Raw genomic sequence first — 18,626 nt, 5'->3', positions numbered from 1 at the left:
GGCAACCAAGCCTTTTGTCTATCCACCCGAATAACAGGGGTGGGTGCATCTGCACCCACTCCCGCTGATGTGATGATTTAGAGCTGACTATTGCTGACAAAAGCGATTTTCTTACCATCTGGTGACCAGGAAGGCACGTTGATGGTGCCCTGTCCGCCATAGAGGTAAGCTATTACTGTTGGTTCGCCACCTTCTACAGGCATGATCCTGAGGTATACACGTTTATAAAAGGGATGATCCGCAGGGTCTATGTCTGTAGGGTAGGAGATGATCACCATGCTTTTTCCGTCTGGTGAAATATGCGGAAACCAGTCGTTGTATTCATCAAAGGTCATCTGCTGCTGCTCGCTACCATCCGGCTTCATGCGCCAGATTTTCATTTTGCCTGAGCGCGTAGAGTTGAAGTAAATGTATTTACCGTCTGGGGAGTACTCGGGGCCATCATCCAGGGTGGTGAGGTCGGTGAGCTTGGTTTCTTCCCCCCCTTTTTTAGAGATTTTGTAGATGTTGTAAACATCGTTTCTGCCACCGGTATACACCAGCTCTTTCCCATCGGGCGACCAACCATGAAAGTAGGAGGGCCCTTTGGGGGTCACGCGCACCGGGTCTCCACCCTTGGTGGGGAGGTAATAGATGATCGACTGCCCATTGTCGTCCTCGCTGTGGTGGCTGATGCCAATGGTTTTTCCATCAAAAGTGAGCACATGGTCATTGTTGTTTCTGGTGGCAAAGCCCGTGTAAAGCTCCGAGGAGGTATTGGTGGCCAGGTCAAAGTTGAACAGTTTGCCTTCGCTGTTGTAGATGAGGGTTTTTCCGTCCAGTGTCCAGTTCGGAGCTTGTATGGAATTGGGAAATTGCGCCAGGATTTTCCTTTGACCTGTGGCTATGTCCATCACTTCCAGGTTGCTACCAATGTAGTCTCTGTAAGGAGTGAAATCATCCGGAGCAGGGAGCACAATGCGCACGTTGCTGAAAACAGCTTTTTCAATCACCTCGGCATTGTGTGAGCAAACGAAAATTCCTGCAAAGACCTCATCACCCAGGTCTACATTGTTGAGTGTGATACTGGTAAAGGTTTTTCCGTATTGAGCGGTGGACATGGTATAGGTCCCTGCTTTTCGCTCTAGCTGGATCACATCCGGAAAGCTGTCTGTGGAGTTAAGACTTTCAGTAATTCCTCCTATTTCACTGCGGCTCTGGAGGGAGGTGAGTCCGTCACCATGGAGCTCAGCACTCACATGGGTGCCGTTGCCTTCCAGCGTAGGCCGGACCGACCACCCTATTTTGCGGTGTGAATCCACTCCTTCGCCTATCAATTTCACATGGGCACGGAGGATAAAGTCCCCTTTGAGTTTTTTATAAGCAAAATGAAATTCATCTTTTTCGCCCCACATATTAGTGCCACTGCCTTTGAGGGTGTATTGCTGCGTGGTGGCGTTATAGGAGGTGCTTCCCGTGTTTTTGGGTGCACCCACATCGGTGGTGGCTTCCAGCACACCTAGCTTAGAGGTTTGCACTTGTGCCAAAGTGGTGATGCTCAGCATCAGTAAAGCACCTATGAATAGTCCGGATTTCTGCATGACTGGTTTGGGTTTAGTCTTTAAAACAATAGTGAAGGAATTTAACGGTTGTGCGGGTCATAAATGAAATGTATGACCATTTGAGCCTTCACATATAGACATTCCGATCCCTTTCAGACCCATGTCCTACACTTTTTATAAAAGCCGGGGGGTGATTTAGTCGATGAGTGACCTCAAGGTGAGCGAAACAGATTTTTCCTGGCCGTCTTGTTTGATCACCAGGTTCACAGTCTCACCTTCTTTTTTCAGCAGGTCCTTGATGTCCGGCAGGTCAAATTCAGCTACAGACTTATCATTGATGGTGATCAATTCGTCATTGAGTTTGATTCCTGCATCGGATGCCGGGCTGTCCTCAAACACCTGATGGATAAGCACACGCTTTTTGTCGGGAGTTAGCTGCAGGTCTATGCCACTGCAGTTGACCGAAAGCTTTTGTCCGAAGTTCGCGTTTTTCTCAAAATAGAGCATTTTGGAGGGTACATCGATGGTGATGTTGTACATGCTTAAGATTTTGTTGCCAATGATGCCTGATACCTCCGGGCTGGCTTGTATTCCATGGTTGGCCTGGCTGATGCCAATTGGCAAATCCTTGATCACCTGATTGCCAAAAGAAAGAGAAAGCACATGACCTTCATAGTGCAGGGTCTCTTCTTCGGTAATCCCCTTTACCACGTAGGAGTAGTGTTTTCCGGTTTTGTGAATCACATCATATTTTTGCGCATAGGGTGAGTTAAAGTCGAGGGTGGTGCCTGCACCAGACATGATAAAAAAGGTGCCGGTGTGTGGTTCTTTGTTATTCAAAACCACCTTTCCGGAGATGGTGGGGATAGAGGTGTTGAGCACAAAAGGTACAGCATCACCACTTTTGGGTCCCTTGCCGTGCTCGTAGATGTCCATGGTCTTATTCTCATAATTGATGCGGATGGTGTGGTGGTGCATCAGGTCGTAGCCCACTATGCCGTCTATATCCCTTCCAAGGCTGATTTCCAGATGGTCAAGATCCGTAGCATATACTTTGATGTTTTTCTCCATCGGAAAGCCATCAATCTCGATCTCATTGTGCTTGATGAGCTCCACAGTGGTGGTGGCTTCATTCATTTTGATTTTTTTACCGGACAGCTTCAGGCCTTCAGCTACATCACTATCTATCACTGTGAGGCCGGAGCCCGTGTCGAAAATGAAATCCAGTGGCTCTGAATTATCTACGCTCACCTTGATGAGCATATGGTCCCCAAATAATTCAAAAGGAATACTCGTGATGGGGGATTGGGCAAAAGCAAATGAGCAAACTATGAGACTACAAAGAGAGGCGATCGTTTTCATGTTTTTAGGGTGGTGAGTTTGAGTAATGAAATTATCAATTCTTATGGACAAAAGGAAAGATTTGGGGAGCTAAAGACCGGATTCACGGGGTTGTGCTCGTTATGCTGTTGACAAAATCCTTGAAAGGAGATGTTTTTTATGTAAGCTTCATGACGTTTGCACCTATACGGTCTTGATGGAAATGGAATGAAAAACTATCTTCATATCATGATAAAATACTTTGGCGGTTTGTTTTTGATTGTTGTGGGTTGCACTTCCCCGAAACCGGATGGGAGCGATGGTATAGCGGCTGTGCCGGTTGCACTTCAGAAGGTGCTAGAAACCCACGGTGGGCTAGACCGGTGGAAAAGCTTTCAGTCCATGGAGTATGATATGGAGGGGGAGCATCATCAAATCAACCTTTCTGACCGAAAGACCAGAGTCGATAAGGAAGGGGGAGGCATTGTTGCATTTGATGGGGAGAATGTTTGGGTGACGGATTCTGCCGATTTGCAGGGCGCCCGGTTTTACTACAACCTGTTTTTTTACTTTGGAGCAATGCCCTTTGTGCTGGCTGATCCCGGCATCAGCTACGATACTGTAGCCAGGAGGCAATTGCTGGGAAATACTTATGAGGCTATCCGGATTTCCTATGCAGACGGTGTGGGGCAGTCATCCAGAGACAGCTATATTTTGTTTTACGATCAGGATAGTCATCAGATGGAATGGCTGATGTATGAATCTACTTTTCACAGCGGCAAGGCGCGCAATGAATACAACCTGATTCATTATCGGGATTGGGTTTTAGTCAACGGGCTCCAGATGCCTTCTAAAATCCAGTGGCACTATTTTGATGGTGATAGCGTGGGCGGAGTGACCGGAGATGCCACCTTTGAGCAAATAGAATTAAGGGAATCTGCATTGAGCGATTCCCTTTTTGTCATGCCTGCGGATGGATTGGTAGTACCTTAGACCCCTTTCAAGACTCTGAAGGGAAGAGTTAAAATAGCGCCAACGGTTCGGAATACTACCTCCAGTGTGAACCCGACAATTCTGAAGGGGAGCAAAATGAGCCAGAAGAAGCCCAGAAAGAAAAACAGAAATACGGCTAGTGGCCAGGAAAGGCTGAAAAGGATGAACCAAAGAATAAGGGCGATGACTGTTTTCATAACTTAGGTAATTTGCAGGTTCTTCCGCAAAAAACAAACCATACTTTTAAGTGATTGATAGTCAGTGGTGATGGGTATTCCCGTAGTTTCATGGTTATCCGTATGCGGACATTTGTGACCAGTACCGGACATGGATGAAGAAGCATTAAGGGATGAGACAGGGCTGGATATTGAAAGCGTAATTGGGCCTTAATGCCGATTCGAAGCGAAAAGTCCCTTGTCAGACATTTATTTTGAAACCAGTCTATCCACTTTTCGTTCACATGGAGAATTTTATTTCATTTTTTCGTGAGAAAAGTCCTCCTGCTGTTGATTTTGATGCCACAAGTGGTGGTGTCCCAGCGAAACACCTCATTTTGGAACGTATTGGAATCCAAAGCCGATCCTCAGGCCGTTCATTTTGATATTGCGATTGATCCGGTCAGCGATGAGATCTATCTGGCCACTGACCATGGGTTATATAAAAGCCGGCCCAATGGGGATGACTGGCAAAAGTTGAGTGCCCCGACTATCTCTTTTTTTCAGATCAGGATTTCCGGACAGTATCGTTATGCGGTAGCTGCACAGGGTGTGGTTTACCATTCGCAAGATGGGGGAGTCACCTGGGAGGAGAGCCAGCTTCCGGATGTGCAGGAGATCAGAGATTTGGAGGTACTGCCCAATGGAGATGTGTTGGCAGCCACTGGTCACATGTTAGTGAAGGATGACGTGGGATATTTTCGGGGCAATGGCCTTTTCAGGTCTGCTGATCATGGCGCCACCTGGCAAAAGTTGGATATTGGGAGTTTCAACAACCGATACGTGGTACATCTGGCACAGGATAGCCAGGGTAATCTTTTCGCCTCGCTCAATGAATATAATTCCCAGGATGGTGCCATTATTTACTCACCGGATCATGGCAATACCTGGCAGAGAATTCCAAATCCAAAATTTAACGGAGGGGATTCTGAGCTGCTCACCACCAATATAGTGCAGGTGACCAGCCTGGAGGTGGATCAGCGTGATCAGCTGCATGTTAGTTTGCAGGGGAGCATTGGCTTTATGGCCACGGCCCTCAACCTGACCAACAGTCTCTCCGGGGCACTGGATCAGGAAGAATGGTCGCACCTGAAGCTTACTCCCAATGGGTACGATTGGTTTTACAATGAGGGCTATGACCTGTTCTTTGCTGAAAATGGGGACATTTATGCGCCCAGGCTGGGATTTTCCTTTCGGTTGTCCAGCATTTTCTACCTGGATCATGATGAGCGGGAGAGCTTTGAGCGAATGTCGCTGGATCCGGTGATGATCAATGACTCCCCCTATTTCAACTTTTGCCGGTTTGCTCAGCGCAGAGATGGGCGGGTGTTTGCCGTACAGCAACTGGATGGCCAGGTGTATTACACCGACCATAGCCTGAACCCCGAACCTGTATTGGGTGTGGAGGATCCAGAAACCTTGCAGGTATTTATCTACCCCAACCCCGCACAAGACAGGTTAAAACTTGTTTTACCTGAGACTCAGGATACCAGAGCAGTGGTGATCTATGATTTTACTGGGCGAATGGTTCAGCATTATGATCATCTGGAGAGCCAGGAACTTGACCTGAATGTCAGCTTTTGGCCACGGGGCTTGTATACCATTCAGGTGCTGATGGAGGACACCTCCAAATCTCAAAAAGTGCTGCTCAGGTAGATTTGATGTCTGATTTGGAGTAAACGTTGTTTATTTTCTTTTTTGATGTTTACTGATGTTTTACCATCATTTTCCTGAGTATGGTCACTCTGATAAGATCCGGTACAATTCCATATTCAGGTAATAATGGTGCCCTGAGATGGTGCGTTTTTCCAGAATGGACAAATCACAGAGTTGATTGAGGTAATTTCTGGCCGTACCCTCCGCATAGATTTTAGCATCGGTGAGGTGGCTCACCTTGGTGAGAGGTTGAGTAAAGATCATCTGCACGAGTTGCTCAGGTTTCCTGATTTTGGTCTCATCAGTGATGGCTTTCATCATACCTTCTTTAGCCGCCAGTATGTCGTTGACTTTGTTGAATGTCAGATTTGCTGTGGTCTCTACCGCCTTGAGCATATATAGGATCCACCGTTCCCAAAGTCCCCGCTGGGTCACCCCTGCCAGCAGGGAGTAGTATTCACTTTTATGGTTGATGATGTATCGGCTCAAAAACAGGATCGGGAGGTCTAAAAGTCCTTTTTGAGTCAGGATGTTAATGTTGAAGATTCTACCTGCACGGCCGTTTCCATCCCTAAAGGGGTGGATCACCTCAAACTGGTAATGAGCAATGGCCATCTTGATCAGTGGGTCTATGGGGTACTTTTCATCATCATTCACAAAGTCTGTAAGGTTTTGAAGCTTTTGTTCGATGATCCCTTTGTCACGAGGTGGAGTATAAATGGCCGTGCCGGCGTTGGGGCCGGTTCCACCTTGCTTGATGTAGATATGGGCACTGGGTGGCCGCAGGCCATCATTGGTTTGCTTGATGATCCTGTACAGGCGGATGAAATAATCCTGATCAAACTGACCCTGCGCCATCAAATACCGATGACCTTCCCATAATGCCTCCCGGTAGCGGAGTACCTCTTTGGGTGCACCCTTTACATGCACATCCTCTCCCTCTTCACTGTAGGCCTGGTACAGTTCGTCATCCGTAGTGAAGATGTTTTCGATCTCACTGGAGGCCTTGGCTTCCTGCAAACTGATGGTATTGATGAGGATTCCCTGATTGGGGATGGCTACTGAGCGTCCATGGAGCCTTCCCAGGGCAGATTTGGTATTACCCAACTGCTCCATGATGTCCACCGTTCGGTAGAGGTTGGGGTGTATGGGCAAATCCGGTAAGTCATTCCAGGGCTTGTTTCTGTCTGGGTTGATTTTGAAAAGAGGTGCTTCCATGGTTTTGATGTTCAAAACTGAGTAAACATCAAATAATAAATAATTTGATGTTTACTCGAAAGTAGACATTAATTTCCAGGCCTGCAAATGCGAGATAAGTTGGCAAGTAAATCAGGACTTCCTGTTGATGAAATATTGGGCTACAAAGAGGTTGGGCACCCAGGAGAGCCATGAGATGATGGTGTACGAATCATCGAATCCCATCCCTAAGGCGATATCAAAGAAGGGAAGCCACAATCGCAGGGTGACTGCTGCGAAAGCAAGCGAATAACTCCGAATCATCCAGATCCTATGGTGCTCGATGTTCAATTTCAGGATGGCCAGGTAAGCCAAAATGGAAGTGGTAAGCCAGGACAGCGCCATCCCGCTAAATCCCACTTGTGCGATCCATCCGCCATTGGCGTGAAGTGCAAGATAGAGACCGGCGGTTCCCGCAAATAGAATGCTGATCAGGTAGATTTTTCCAAGCACGCGATGGAGTTGGATATTTTTGGCGCGTATTTTTTTACTGAACTGTGACCAACCCGTGAGCAGGGCAAAGGCACCAAATGAGATATGGATATAAAATGCCACCCACCAAATTTGATTTTCGAGCACTGCTGTTGATTTGGCAGTGAGCAATCCTACTCGCTCACCGACCACAAAGTAAAGGATGGGGTAGATGCCCACACCGATGGCCAGAAACACAAAAACGAACCAGACTAATCTTCTCATTTGATTATTTATTGGTTAGGGCGGATTCCCGTCGATTCAGGTAGAAAGATACGCTAACCTGTGTCTCTCTAGCACATTTTTTCCTATTGGAGCATCCAGTGACCATCATTCTACTACAGGCAGATCAGCCTGCCACACAAAAATAATACTTGACTTGCAATGGTTATTTTCCTATTTTAAGAGTCTTAATGTAAATGTCAACATGCTGTTTATCAGGGTGTTGATGTGCCCTCGTACGACACCAACCAATACTAATATGAAACCACTTAACTTTTTAATTGTAGGTGGAATGGCCCTCCTGCTTTACGCTTGCACCGGAGATACCGGAACCCATACGCATGGTCTGGGTACTCACACTCATGGCTCTGCCACGGAAACCTTTTCAATTGAGGGGTTGGTGGATGAGATCAAGACTGTCCCTGATTCTATTATTGAATACCTACATGCCCAACACCATTCGCATAAGGTACTGGAAAGGCGAACAGTGCCCCCGGGCTATGCGACCCGGGAGCTTAAGAACTGGAAGGAATATGCTGCCCGGCTGGATGAACTACCAGTCATTAATCCAGGCCCCGGTGAATATGTGCATGTAATGGAGGGCTATAAAAATGGCTATCAAAACCTGGTGATAGGGATTACGGAGACCTTCCCGGGAGGTGCTCCTCCAATGCACACCCACAAGGGCGAAGAGTCCCATGTGCTGCTGGAGGGCACGATTCTTTACGCACTTGGAGATACGCTTTTTACCATCGAGGCGCCATACATTGTGAATATCCCCCCAATGGTGCCCCATGCATTTAAGAACATAGGCGAGAAAACGGCCAATCTGGTGGTGATATTTCCCACGAATGTCTGGGAATATGATGTGCTCGATTACTTCCCGTTTGAAGAGAAGTGAGTGTTATGTGATGGGGCCCTTTTTTTCTGCCATAGCGAAGAGATCCTTTGAAGAATTTTTCAAAATCAGAGAGATGATTAAATTAGGATCGCGTTATGAGGAAAAAATGGTCGTTGTTTTTGGCAGGCATAGCTTGGGTAGCTGTATTGACTCAATACTTTTTAATGGTTGAGAACAGGGTAGCTTCGGTGGGTGAAACAACCATCCGATTCTTTAGTTTTTTTACCATTCTGACCAATTCGCTGGTGGCGATTTATTTTACCTGGTGGATTCTCCTGCATAAAAAGGAAAATCCCTCCATGCTCAATAAGCCCGGCACGCTAACTGCCCTCACGGTTTATATTACCATTGTTGGACTTGTTTATCAAATTCTTTTGCGGCCTATTTGGGAGCCTACCGGAATCCAGCTGGTAGTTGATGAGCTCCTTCATTCTGTGATACCCGTTGCGGTCATTGTTTGCTGGTATTTGTTTGAGGACAAATCATTGGTGTCCTACCGACAAATACCACAATGGCTCATTTATCCTTTGATTTACCTGGTGTACATACTCATCAGGGGCAATGGCTCTGGGTTCTACCCCTATCCTTTTGTGGATGTGGGGAGTCTCGGCCTTTCGAAAGTATTGATCAATGCCATGGGCCTGATGGTCTTATTCGTTGGGATATCGGCATTGTATATTAAAGTGGGGAAGTCAGTAAGGCGCAATCAGTAGGGTTTTAGATGGGTGATCTCAATTTCCTGAGAATACCCCCCTAATCCCCAAAACCTTCCATTTCAATTTCCTTCATTTTCAAAACAGGAATTACCCAATTCCTTTGCTTTCCAAACATCCTTTCCCCTTTCACCAAATCCCCGAAATGGACACCTTCACAGTGGGGTTTTACTTATTTTTGTAGTTCAGTAGACCAAAACAACATTAAAAAATACCCCAAAACATAAACCAATCATTTATGTCTCAGACCATTGCTCCTTACAAACCCGTCAATCACATTAGGATCGTCACTGCTGCCTCGCTGTTTGATGGCCACGATGCTGCCATCAACATCATGCGTCGGATCATTCAGTCTACGGGCTGCGAGGTGATCCACCTGGGCCACAACCGCTCCGTGCAGGAGATCGTTGATTGCGCCATTCAGGAGGATGCGCAGGCCATCGCTATCACCAGCTATCAGGGTGGGCATGTGGAGTACTTCAAGTACATGTATGACCTGCTGAAGGAGCGTGGTGCCAGCCAGATCAAGATCTTTGGCGGTGGTGGAGGTACTATTCTTCCCGAGGAGATCAAAGAGCTCCATGAGTATGGGATCACGCGCATCTATGCGCCAGATGATGGGCGAGAAATGGGCTTGCAGGGCATGATCAACGACCTGGTAAAAACCAGTGATTTCCCGGTAGGAGAAAACCTCAACGGGCAGCTCAAAAAGCTGGACAAAAAGGATGTCAATGCCATAGCCAGGGTGATTTCGGCTGCTGAAAATTACCCGGAGGAAAACATAGGGCTGCTGGATGAAATTCGCAAGAGCATGGATGCGAAGAAGATCGCCCCGGTCTTAGGAATCACCGGTACCGGGGGTGCTGGTAAATCTTCCCTGGTGGATGAGTTGGTGCGTAGATTTTTGCTGGATTTTGAAGATAAAAATATCGCCGTGATCTCTGTCGATCCGTCTAAGCGGAAAACCGGAGGAGCACTGCTTGGTGACCGTATCCGGATGAACTCGATCTTCAGTGATCGGGTATATATGCGCTCACTGGCCACACGGCAGTCTAACCTCGCGCTTTCCAAATATGTGAAAGATGCCGTGGACATCACCAAGGCGGCCGGTTTTGACCTGATCATCCTCGAGACCTCCGGTATCGGTCAGTCTGATACCGAAATCACCGATCACTCAGACATGGCCCTGTATGTGATGACCCCCGAGTATGGAGCAGCCACTCAGCTGGAAAAGATCGATATGCTCGACTTTGCGGATGTCATTGCCCTCAATAAGTTTGACAAGCGTGGCGCGCTGGATGCGCTTCGGGATGTCAAAAAGCAATACAAGCGCAACCATGGGCTTTGGGAAACACCGGATGAAGAACTACCCGTGTATGGAACCATCGCCAGCCAGTTTAACGACCCGGGCATGAACCAACTTTACCGGGCCATCATCGATGCGCTGTCCAAAAAGACAGGTGCCGATCTGAAGTCAGGCTTTGAGACCACTCAGGAGATGTCGGAGAAGATCTACATCATTCCACCAAAGCGAACCCGCTATTTGTCGGAGATTTCTGAAACCATCCGGGATTTCAATGAGACGGTAGAAAAACAAAAAGAGATTGCTCAGAAACTTTACGGATTGGATAAATCCCTGGAGGTGATGAGGGCGATGGATAAAGAAGCCGCCATACAGGCCATAGAGGAGGCTAAGTCACAGCTGGAACTCGATCTGGATCCGCACAATAAGAAACTACTGGAAGAATGGGAAGCCAAGAAGGCCAACTATGCCGGGGAGCAATTTACCTACGAAGTACGAGGCAAGAAAATAGAGGTGGAAACCACCAGTGAGACGCTTTCGCACTCCAAAATCCCCAAGGTGAGCCTGCCGAGGTACGAGGCCTGGGGCGATGTGCTGAAGTGGAGTCTGCAGGAAAACGTGCCCGGTGAATTTCCGTACACAGCCGGAGTGTTTCCGTTCAAAAGAAAAGGGGAAGACCCCACCCGGATGTTTGCGGGAGAGGGTGGACCCGAAAGGACCAACAAGCGGTTTCATTATGTATCTCACGGATTGCCTGCGGCGAGATTGTCTACCGCTTTCGATTCGGTGACGCTTTACGGAGAAGACCCGGATCACAGGCCAGATATTTATGGCAAGATTGGGAACTCAGGAGTGAGCATTTGCAGCCTGGATGATGCCAAGAAATTGTATTCCGGATTTAACCTGTGCGATCCTACCACCTCGGTTTCTATGACCATCAATGGCCCTGCTGCCACCATTGCAGCATTTTTTATGAATGCCGCCATCGATCAGCAGTGTGAGCTGTACATCAAAGAAAAAGGACTGGAGCAGGAAGTAGAGGCGAAAATCAAGAAGATATATGATCAGTTGGGCAGTGAGCGCCCTACTTACAAGGGTGATTTGCCGGCAGGTCACGACGGGCTTGGCTTGATGCTTCTTGGAGTCACCGGAGAGGATGTTCTGCCCAGGGAGGTTTATGAAGAGATCAAAGCAAGAACGCTTTCCAGTGTGCGCGGTACAGTGCAGGCAGATATCCTCAAGGAGGATCAGGCACAAAATACCTGCATTTTTTCCACAGAGTTTTCACTGCGTTTGATGGGAGATGTGCAGCAGTATTTCATTGATCATGCCGTACGTAATTTTTATTCGGTATCCATTTCCGGATACCACATTGCCGAGGCGGGGGCCAACCCCATCACTCAGCTCGCCTTTACACTGGCCAACGGGTTCACTTTCGTGGAATATTACCTTTCCCGCGGAATGGACATCAACAAGTTTGCTCCAAACCTGAGTTTCTTCTTCTCCAATGGGGTAGATGCTGAATACGCGGTGATTGGACGTGTAGCGCGAAGGATTTGGGCGAAAGCCATGAAAATAAAATACGGGGCCAACGAGCGTTCGCAGATGCTGAAATACCACATTCAGACTTCTGGCCGTTCGCTGCATGCTCAGGAGATTGATTTCAATGACATCCGCACCACCTTGCAGGCTTTGTATGCGATATATGACAACTGTAACTCGCTACATACCAATGCCTACGATGAGGCCATTACCACACCTACCGAGCATTCGGTGCGCAGGGCGATGGCCATTCAGCTGATCATCAACAATGAGTTGGGGCTGGCCAAAAATGAGAATCCAATGCAGGGTTCATTCATTACCGAAGAACTGACTGATCTGGTGGAAGAAGCCGTGATGGTGGAGTTTGACCGGATCACAGAAAGGGGCGGTGTGCTCGGGGCCATGGAGAGCATGTATCAGCGTGGTAAAATCCAGGAGGAAAGTCTCTACTACGAAACCAAGAAGCACAATGGTGACCTGCCGATAATCGGAGTGAACACTTTCTTGTCTTCCACAGGATCGCCGACTATCACTCCAGACGAGGTGATCAGGGCGACAGAAGACGAAAAGCAGGCTCAGATCACCAATCTCAATGCACTTCATCACCGCAATGAAAGCAAGTCTGCAGCGGCCCTGCAGAAGTTACAGAATGTGGCCCTGAACAATGGAAACACCTTTGCGCAGTTGATGGAGAGTACCAAGTATTGCTCTTTGGGTCAGATTACCCATGCCATGTTTGAGGTAGGAGGTCAGTACCGAAGGAATATGTAAAAATGGTTTTTATTCGGTAGGACTCCTTGGGTCAGGTCAACACCCTCATTGTTAGGTAGATCACTGTTTTACTTGAGGTAAGCAGGAGTTTGGAGGGTACCATTGAGTGGGTAAAAATGAAGAGTCAGGCAGCTTTCTGTTTTGACTCCCATCATTTTTTCTTTAGCTTCATCCACTCAATTTTTAAGAACCCAAAATATGAATCCAACCCGAATTATGCTGAGTTCAGTCATGTACTTGGTGTTGTCAGCCCTTCTTTTTGCCCAGAACAGTGGCATGAAACCATTGCCATTCGAAGATCTTTCTGCTTTTCAGAGCCAATCCGGCAACTGGCAGATCGTAGGTGATGTGATGATGGACCCCACCGTAGATGTTCATGCTCAGCCACCTTTAGACAAGAAAAAGAAAAAGAAAAGTGAAGCCCCTCCTCGGCCAATTACCTCAGTTTCCGGAACGGGCGTGCTTCTTAACATGCCAGATGATGACAAGAAGAGTCATTTGGTCACCAATTGGGAGCATGGAGACATTGCTCTGGAGGTGGAGGTGATGATCCCCAAAGGATCTAACTCCGGCCTTTATCTTCAGGGTAGATATGAAATTCAGCTTTGCGATAGCTGGGGCGTAAAGACCGCCCGTTTTTCAGATATAGGAGGGATTTACCGCAACTGGGAGCAGAATCCTGAAACCAGTTATATGGGAAAAGCACCTTTAGTCAATGCGGCCAAGGCCCCCGGTCTTTGGCAGAAACTGGAGGTAGTTTTTAAAGCACCAAGGTTTGATGCGAGTGGAAATAAAATTGCCAATGCACGTGTTATTTCTACCACGCTAAATGGAGTAAAAATCCATGACAATGTGGAAATCCCCAGACCGACAGGCGGTCCATTGGTGAATGACGAGGTAGCCATGGGGCCAATCATGATTCAGGGTGACCATGGGCCGGTGGCTTTCAGGAACTTCCGATATAAGCTCATTGGCGATCTGGACATTCGAATGGAAGACCTGAACTTTGAGGTGCATCACGGCCCCTTTGAGACAGAGTCGGAAGTGAAGGAATCTGCCGTGGTGAAAAGCGGAAGCATCTCCGCACTGACCTATGAAGTGGCCGGGAAAGAAAACGAATATGGGATAGTCTTCACAGGGAAACTTACAGTGCCGGAAACCACCGATTATTTCTTCGACATGGTATACGGGGGGATTGGAAATCTTAAGATTGATGGAGCATCCATTGGTGATGGCTGGGGAGGCTTGTCGGCAAGTACTTCTCTGCAAGCAGGATCACACTCCGTAGAAGTGGTGCTTTTCAAAGCTCAAAGTTGGGTGCGGAGCAGTCTAAGCTTGGTGGTTTCTACAACCAATTCTTACCCGGTGGCTTTGCATAGCTTCAGTTCTTCTCCTCCGGGTAGCAATCTGGTACCACCTATCCTGATCCAACCGAAGAGTGAGGTAAGGTTGCTTCGGGCATTTCTAGACTTCAAAGGAGATAGAAGCCAGCGACTTACCCATACCATTGGGGTGGGCGAACCGGACAGAATTCACTACATCTATGACCTGAATGCTGGCAACCTGGTGTGTGTATGGAAGGGTGATTTTGTAGACGCTACGCCTATGTGGCATGATCGGGGTGATGGTTCGTTTCGCCCAATAGGAATGCTGCAATACCTGTTTTCAGGGCCATCCTTGGCAGTACTCGATACTCCTGGTCAGGGATTTCCCTCGTCATCGACGGACCTTATTTCTAAAGGCTACAAGCTGGATTACGCTAGTCAGCGCCCCACTTTTTTGTATGAATACAAAGGCGCCGAAGTGAGCGATCAAATTGTTCCCGATGAGGAGGCAAAGTATTTTATTCGGGAGGTGGTTGTCTCAAACCCAAGCCCAAATACTTACCTGAAAGTGGCTGAAGGCCGAAAGATTGAGTTGCTTCCGAATGGATGGTATGCCGTGGATGACAAGCAGTATTATATCAATATTCAGTCGGGTCAGGTACCATCTGTCAGGAGTAAAGGTGATGTCCAAGAGCTGATCTTGCCTGTCGATACCACTCCGATCCAATATTCATTAACCTGGTAAGCCCAATCATATGAAAACTTTAAAATATCATTTCGCACTTATTTTGGCCACCTTGTGGGTTTCATTGGTGGCTCAGCCAAAGGAAGAAGATTACTACAAGATCATCACCATGCCGGTGCCTGAAGGCATCCTACTGGAGGTGGGTGGTGTGACCACCTTACCTGATGGACGGGTGGCTTTGTCTACACGAAGGGGGGACGTATGGCTGGTGGAAAACCCTTATCTGGCCGGAGGTGAATTGCCGAAATACACCTTGTTTGCCTCTGGTCTGCACGAATCTCTGGGCCTGGCCTATTATCAAAATGCCCTGTACGCTGCCCAGCGTGGAGAGCTCACCAAACTGGTAGATACCAATGGTGATGATCGGGCAGATGTTTACGAAACGATTTACTCCTGGCCACTTTCGGGTCACTATCATGAATACTCCTACGGTCCTAAGATCGCGGATGATGGCAGTATGTTTGTGACCGCCAATGTGGCTTTCGGTGATCAGGAATGGTGGCGCGGTGAGAGCCGGGTACCCTGGAGAGGGTGGACGATGAAAATTTCTCCATCCGGAGAAATGGAACCCTGGGCCACCGGCATGCGCTCACCCTGTGGTATTGGTATGATTGACGATGAGTTTTTCTATGCCGACAACCAGGGCGATTGGATGGGCTCGGGAGGTGTCTGGCATGTCGCCAAAGGGAGTTTTACCGGACATCCCGCAGGGCTCAGGTGGTCAGGTGAGTCGGATTCCCCGGTGAAGCTTTCGCAGAAGGCATTTTTTGATGAAATAGACGAACGAAGGAGGTTTGAAGAGGGTAGATACATCAAGCCCGAGAATATAATGGACGAGGAGAATCCCCTCACTTTAGCCACCGCAAAGGAGAAATTTCCCGAGATCAGGTTGCCGGCGGTGTGGTTGCCACACGCCATTTTGGGGATCTCCAATTCTGAGATTTTGAAAGATGAGACCCAAGGTGCATTTGGGCCATTTGCGGGTCAGGTGTTTGTGGGTGACCAGGGTCAGAGTAAGATTATGCGCGTGGTGATGGAGAAAGTCAATGGCGAATTTCAAGGTGTGGCCTTCGATTTTAAAGAGGGTTTTCAGTCCGGGATTTTACGAATGGACTGGGGGAATGACGGATCACTTTTCATTGGTGAGACCAATAGGGGATGGGGATCAGCTGGAAATCAAAACTCCGGTTTTGAGCGACTGATTTGGACAGGAAAAGTGCCCATGGAAATGAAGACTGTTTCGGCCCGGCCAGATGGATTTGAAATAGCTTTTACCAAACCTGTGGATCGCAAACTGGCAGAAAACCTGGATAGCTATAGCGGTCAGAGCTTTACCTATAAGTATCACTCGGTCTACGGTAGCCCCACTATCAATGCAGAGCCGCTAAAGATCAAAGGGGTGCAAGTGGCTGAGGATGGATTGAGTGTGCGGCTGGTGGTGGACAATCTGACCCGGTACTATATTCATGAAATTAATGTGCCAGGCATCCGATCAGCAGATGAGCAGCTTCCTGTTTTGCATCCTACGGCCTATTATACGCTCAATAGCATTCCTGAAGGGGACAAACTGCCAGCCTCAGCGCTGAGCACCAAAAGAACTTCAGCTGTGGTGCCGAAGAAACCGGCCCCTCAAAAGCCCGTGACTAAGTTAACTACTGAAGTGCTCACCTATGAGCAGGTGAAGCCGCTGCTGGATAAGAATACCTGCAGTGCCTGTCATCAGGTGAGCAAACGTGTGGTGGGGCCGGCCTTTAGTGACATTGCCAAGCGACGCTATACGGATAAGAAAATTGTGGAGTTGATCTATAATCCTCAGCCTGAAAACTGGCCGGATTACTCCACCCCTATGGCCCCGATGCCACAGGTACCAAAGGAGGAAGCAATGAAAATCGCAGCCTGGATCAACTCATTGAAGACGGGAGACTGATTTTTAAATCTGTGTAAGTAATTGATAATGAGTTTGTTGTTATTCTTTGGATCAAATTGGCACTATACTTGGTAATATCTCCGCATAACCAAATATGTGGAGCCATGAAAAGAGCAATAATACTTTCCGTTTTGAGTGTCATCCTTTTAGCCTCTAAAAGTGAAGCACAGCAGTTTAGGTTTGTCACCTCATTGGGAGTGCAGCAGCACTGGGAGATTCCTTATGAGGTTTATCATTCCATCGAGCATGAATACCGTGGATTTGACCTGGTGCACGCCAGACGGGTGCCGTTCAGACGTGGCTACACTTTTGAGTTGATTATGAGAAGGGGAGATGTGTTTGTGGTAGTGGACATTGAACGAAATGGTCGTATTGTCCGACAAGTGATAGATTATAACTATCCACTTTACGATCACCATTGCAGTACTTTTTGTGGTTTTCATACCACGTATTATGCAAGCCAAAGCTTTCATCACTACCATCACGGGCCGCGTTACCGCCCCGTGGCCATTCATTATCAAAACTATAGCCAGCCCAAACATGGACACGGCCATTACAAATATGACAAAGGGCATGGGAAAAACCATCACAAATCCAACAAGGTGGATTATGGGGTGAGCAGGCGAGAAAGTGTAAAGTATTCCTCTAATGAAGGCAGGTCCAGGTTAAATGCAGGGACTACCCAAAGGAGTACTTCGGATCGTGGCGATGAGCAGCCTACTTATAAGAGCCGATCGGGAAGATCTAGTACAGACTGATTTTGGAATAAATAAGAGCCAAAAGAGGCTGCCAATGGCAGCCTCTTTTGTTTTAGGTTTTTTTTAGTTTCCAACGCTTGTGTGTCCAGAGCCAGTATTCCGGGGACTCGTGGATTTGGTGTTCGAGCAGATGAGTCATTCGCTCGGTGATAGATCCCTCGTGAGCTTCAGGTGCATTGGCCTCTATTAGCTCAAATCGCAGCTCATAATACCCTCTTTTGACCTTGCGGGCACTTCCGTAGACCACTGTGTAATGATAGTATTTGGCATATTTCTCGGCACCGAAGTGCACTGCCGTGTCCTGACCAAGAAAGCGGGTCCAGTATACCTTTTGACTTTTTCTCGGGCTTTGATCGATGGCAAAGGTGGTGACCGTAAGGTGATTTCTGTAGTGTTCAAAGGTTTCTTTCACCATTTTCTTAGGCACCAGCACCAGGCCAAATTTTGAACGTGATTCTGAGAACTTTCTCTCAAAAAAAGCATTGGTAAGTGGAGTGTAAATACCCAGTAACTGGTGGGGAATCTGAGGGGCTGTGGCTACAGCAAAAAGCTCCCAGTTGTTGTAATGACCACCTACCAGCAGGGCACTTTTGGATTGCAGGGCCAGTGCGTCGAGTACTTCAGGGTTGACCACTTTGAATCGCGCGATGGCCTCTTCCTTTGAAATACTAAAAAGTCGGACAGATTCGGCTAAGAGGTCGCAAAAGTGGCGGTAAAATTTCCAGGCGATCGCTCGGATTTCCTCATGAGGTTTATCAGGGAATGCAAGGGAGAGATTACTGAAAACCACTTTTTTCCGATAGGTGAGCCCGCAACGCATGACTAGGTACAGCAGATCTGACAATACATACAACGCCCACATCGGGAGAAACGAGAGGGGTTTGATGATGAGGTAATAAAATATCCTTGCCATGGGAGCGCCAAAGTAATAAAGAACGGCATTTTCAATAGGTTTCTTTAGATTTAATGATCCAATAAAATCTCAAT

Annotated in this window: 14 protein-coding genes; 8 read left to right on the top strand and 6 right to left on the bottom strand. The window is 47.7% G+C overall.

The annotated features are described in order from the left end of the window. Positions 1-77: 77 nt before the first annotated feature. Positions 78-1,580 (bottom strand): PD40 domain-containing protein, encoded by a 1,503-nt coding sequence (locus tag GV030_RS18755; protein WP_159584894.1) that lies wholly within the window; start codon positions 1,578-1,580, stop codon positions 78-80. Positions 1,581-1,736: 156 nt separating this feature from the next. Continuing rightward, entirely contained in the window at positions 1,737-2,903 is a 1,167-nt protein-coding gene (locus tag GV030_RS18750; RefSeq protein ID WP_159584893.1) for an aspartyl protease family protein, read from the bottom strand. A 207-nt stretch (positions 2,904-3,110) separates the two neighbouring features. Between GV030_RS18750 and GV030_RS18745 the strand changes: the two genes are divergently transcribed. Further along, a complete protein-coding gene (locus GV030_RS18745; RefSeq protein ID WP_159584892.1) occupies positions 3,111-3,854 on the top strand; it encodes a DUF6503 family protein in 744 nt (247 codons plus the stop codon). Here the strand turns inward: GV030_RS18745 and GV030_RS18740 are convergent. Next, positions 3,851-4,051: a hypothetical protein gene (locus GV030_RS18740; RefSeq protein ID WP_221413411.1), complete on the bottom strand. Its 201-nt coding sequence runs from the start codon at positions 4,049-4,051 to the stop codon at positions 3,851-3,853. The two genes, GV030_RS18745 and GV030_RS18740, sit on opposite strands and share 4 nt — an antisense overlap. A gap of 288 nt (positions 4,052-4,339) precedes the next feature. Between GV030_RS18740 and GV030_RS18735 the strand changes: the two genes are divergently transcribed. Further along, the gene (locus tag GV030_RS18735; RefSeq protein ID WP_159584891.1) at positions 4,340-5,725 is read left to right on the top strand and encodes a T9SS type A sorting domain-containing protein; all 1,386 of its coding nucleotides are present in this window, start codon (positions 4,340-4,342) and stop codon (positions 5,723-5,725) included. Between the two features lie 84 nt (positions 5,726-5,809). On the opposite strand, the gene GV030_RS18730 is transcribed toward GV030_RS18735, so the two are convergent. Continuing rightward, positions 5,810-6,943, bottom strand: a complete 1,134-nt coding sequence (locus tag GV030_RS18730; protein WP_159584890.1) for a Fic family protein — start codon at positions 6,941-6,943, stop codon at positions 5,810-5,812. Positions 6,944-7,054: 111 nt separating this feature from the next. Then, the gene (locus GV030_RS18725; protein WP_159584889.1) at positions 7,055-7,657 is read right to left on the bottom strand and encodes a DUF2306 domain-containing protein; all 603 of its coding nucleotides are present in this window, start codon (positions 7,655-7,657) and stop codon (positions 7,055-7,057) included. A gap of 256 nt (positions 7,658-7,913) precedes the next feature. Between GV030_RS18725 and GV030_RS18720 the strand changes: the two genes are divergently transcribed. The 6 genes from GV030_RS18720 (at position 7,914) to GV030_RS18695 (ending at position 17,639) form a co-directional block, all read left to right on the top strand. Next, on the top strand, positions 7,914-8,555 hold the full coding sequence (locus GV030_RS18720) for a cupin domain-containing protein (RefSeq protein ID WP_159584888.1): 642 nt from the start codon (positions 7,914-7,916) through the stop codon (positions 8,553-8,555). A gap of 95 nt (positions 8,556-8,650) precedes the next feature. Continuing rightward, positions 8,651-9,268: a Pr6Pr family membrane protein gene (locus tag GV030_RS18715; protein ID WP_159584887.1), complete on the top strand. Its 618-nt coding sequence runs from the start codon at positions 8,651-8,653 to the stop codon at positions 9,266-9,268. A 238-nt stretch (positions 9,269-9,506) separates the two neighbouring features. Then, the gene (locus GV030_RS18710) at positions 9,507-12,884 is read left to right on the top strand and encodes a methylmalonyl-CoA mutase family protein (RefSeq protein WP_159584886.1); all 3,378 of its coding nucleotides are present in this window, start codon (positions 9,507-9,509) and stop codon (positions 12,882-12,884) included. 216 nt (positions 12,885-13,100) lie between these two features. Beyond that, positions 13,101-14,954, top strand: coding sequence for a DUF1080 domain-containing protein (locus GV030_RS18705; RefSeq protein ID WP_159584885.1), 1,854 nt, complete (start codon positions 13,101-13,103; stop codon positions 14,952-14,954). A 10-nt stretch (positions 14,955-14,964) separates the two neighbouring features. After that, positions 14,965-16,881 (top strand): c-type cytochrome, encoded by a 1,917-nt coding sequence (locus tag GV030_RS18700; RefSeq protein WP_159584884.1) that lies wholly within the window; start codon positions 14,965-14,967, stop codon positions 16,879-16,881. Between the two features lie 104 nt (positions 16,882-16,985). Continuing rightward, on the top strand, positions 16,986-17,639 hold the full coding sequence (locus GV030_RS18695) for a hypothetical protein (RefSeq protein WP_159584883.1): 654 nt from the start codon (positions 16,986-16,988) through the stop codon (positions 17,637-17,639). A gap of 52 nt (positions 17,640-17,691) precedes the next feature. Here GV030_RS18695 and GV030_RS18690 read toward each other — a convergent pair whose 3' ends face one another. Continuing rightward, entirely contained in the window at positions 17,692-18,552 is an 861-nt protein-coding gene (locus GV030_RS18690) for a lysophospholipid acyltransferase family protein (RefSeq protein ID WP_159584882.1), read from the bottom strand. Positions 18,553-18,626: the final 74 nt, after the last annotated feature.

It is taken from the genome of Marinoscillum sp. 108 (genome assembly GCF_902506655.1).
Taxonomy (GTDB): Bacteria; Bacteroidota; Bacteroidia; order Cytophagales; family Cyclobacteriaceae; genus Marinoscillum; species Marinoscillum luteum.
This window is presented reverse-complemented; position numbering and strand designations above follow the sequence as displayed.